The sequence below is a fragment of the Bradyrhizobium ingae genome (assembly GCF_055791185.1).
The window spans coordinates 1-2,320 of sequence record NZ_JBVUBB010000088.1 but is presented as its reverse complement, the minus strand read 5'-3'; the positions used below and the strand labels follow the sequence as shown (position 1 = coordinate 2,320).

3 protein-coding genes are annotated in these 2,320 nt (G+C 62.8%); all 3 read left to right on the top strand.

The features are described from left to right. The first annotated feature begins 78 nt into the window (after positions 1–78). Positions 79–480: an IS66-like element accessory protein TnpA gene (gene tnpA, locus ACV1FX_RS41625; protein ID WP_473123269.1), complete on the top strand. Its 402-nt coding sequence runs from the start codon at positions 79–81 to the stop codon at positions 478–480. Next, positions 477–824 (top strand): IS66 family insertion sequence element accessory protein TnpB, encoded by a 348-nt coding sequence (tnpB, locus tag ACV1FX_RS41620; RefSeq protein WP_247384179.1) that lies wholly within the window; start codon positions 477–479, stop codon positions 822–824. Before tnpA ends, tnpB begins: the two co-directional genes overlap by 4 nt. A 45-nt stretch (positions 825–869) precedes the next feature. Beyond that, a partial coding sequence (gene tnpC, locus ACV1FX_RS41615; RefSeq protein WP_473123268.1) for an IS66 family transposase occupies positions 870–2,320 on the top strand: 1,451 nt, incomplete at its 3' end.

Here is a 2,320-nt window from a genome sequence, read left to right as displayed (position 1 = left end):
GTATCCCTCCATTGAGGGCCGCCTTGCCTGATGAGCGGGATCGCTGCAGGTCCTAGGGGTAATCCTAGGAGAAGCGCTATGACGATTTCGAGGGCGGAGGTAATCACATCGGTCGAGCGGCGGCGCCGCTGGTCGCAAGACGAGAAGGAACGGCTCGTTGCAGCATCGCTTGAGCCCGGAGCCAGTGTTTCCGAGGTGGCTCGCGTGGCTGGCCTTCATGTCAGCCAGCTGTTCAGGTGGCGCAAGGAGCTTTGCAAGCACGCTGAAGCGAGTGTAGCGCCGTTCGTGCCGGTCGAGATTGGGTTGTCTGTGCCGCCGCGGGAGGTAGCCGAAGCCCCTTTGGCGACGACATCGGGGCGTCGACGGAAGGGCCAAGGCATCATCGAGATTGATCTTGGTACCGGACCCCGCATCCGGGTCGATGGCGACGTGGATGGAGACGCGCTGCGTCGTGTTCTCGATGCTTTGGTGCGCCGATGATTCCGGTTCCGACGGGTGCGCGAGTGTGGCTGGCGACCGGCCACACGGATATGCGCCGAGGCTTTCCGTCGTTGGCGCTCCAAGTGCAGGAGGTGCTGCGCAAGGACCCGCTCAGCGGTCACCTGTTCGTCTTCCGTGGTCGGCGCAGCAATCTTGTGAAGGTGATCTGGCACGATGGCCAGGGAGCATGCCTGTTCACCAAAAGACTTGAGAGAGGAAGGTTCGTCTGGCCATCGGTTGCGGGCGAAGCTGTGACGATCTCGTCGGCTCAGATGAGCTACCTGTTGTCTGGAATCGATTGGCGCAATCCGCAAGAAACTCATCGTCCGACGCGTATCGGATAGCCGATTTTGGTTTGAATCTGCGGCTTGATCTGATTCAATGGCTCCATGGTATCGAAGCCGGACGACCTTCCGTCGGATCTTGTCAGTGCCCTGGCAGCGCTGCAAGCCGAGCGTGAGGCCCGGCTGCGAGCTGAGGCGATGGCCGCCAGCGCACTGGCGGAGCTGTCGGACAACGCGGCGCTGATCGCGCATCTCGAGCTGCGGATCGAGAAACTCAAACGCGAACTGCACGGGCAGCGATCCGAGCGGTCGGCACGGCTGCTCGAGCAGCTGGAGTTGGAGCTCGAGGAACTCGTCACCTCGGCGAGCGAGGATGAGCTTGCCGCACAGGCGGCAGCGGCGAAGACGCAGAACGTCCGTCCCTTCATGCGTAAGCGGCCGGTGCGCAAGCCGTGGCCGGACGATATCGAACACGAGCGCGTCGTCGTTGAAGCTCCAACGACATGCGCCTGCTGCGGTGGATCGCGGCTGGCGAAGGTCGGCGAGGATGTGACCAAGACGCTGGAGGAGATCCCGCGCCGCTTCAAGGTTATCGAGACGGTACGCGAGAAGTTCACCTGCCGCGATTGCGAGAAGATCAGCCAGCCGCCTGCGCCGTTCCATGCTACGCCGCGCGGCTTCATTGGCCCACAATTGCTGGCGACGATCCTGTTCGACAAGTTCGGCATGCATATCCCGCTCAACCGCCAGAGCGTGCGCTTTAAGGCCGAGGGAATCGATTTGCCGCTATCGACGCTGGCCGACCAGATCGGCCACGGGACCTTTGCCGTCATGCCGCTCTTCCACTTGATCGAACGCCATGTGCTCGCTGCCGAGCGCCTTCATGGCGATGACACTACCATCCGGATCCTGGCGAAGGGCAAGTGCACCACCGGGCGGATCTGGACTTATGTGCGGGATGACCGGCCGTTCGCCGGGCCCGCGCCGCCGGCGGCGGTCTATTACGCCTCGAGCGACCGACGAGGCGAGCATCCCCAGAAGCATCTGGCCGCCTTCGCCGGTATCCTGCAAGCCGATTGCTACAACGGCTTCGAGCCACTGTTCGATCCGCAGAAGAAGGTGCTGCCGATTACGCCGGCGTATTGCTTTGCCCATGCCCGGCGAGGCTTCTTCGAGCTAGCTGACATCGAGAAGAACGCTCGGGGAGGTAAGAAGGGCAAGCCGGTCTCCCCGATCGCGCTGGAGGCGGTCAGACGCCTCGATGCGTTGTTCGAGATCGAGCGCACCATCAACGGCCGCGCCGCCGACGAGCGGCGTGCCCTGCGCCAGGAAAACAGCAAGCCGCTTCTCGACGATATGCACGCCTGGCTGCTGCGCGAGCGCGAAACCCTCTCGCGCTCGTCCGAGGTCCTGAAACCGATTAACTACATGATCAGGCGCTGGGAAGGCTTCGCTCGCTTCCTCGACGACGGCAGGATCTGCTTGACCAACAATTGTGCTGAACGCGCATTGAGAGGCATCGCCTTGGGACGGCGCAATTGGACCTTCGCCGGCAG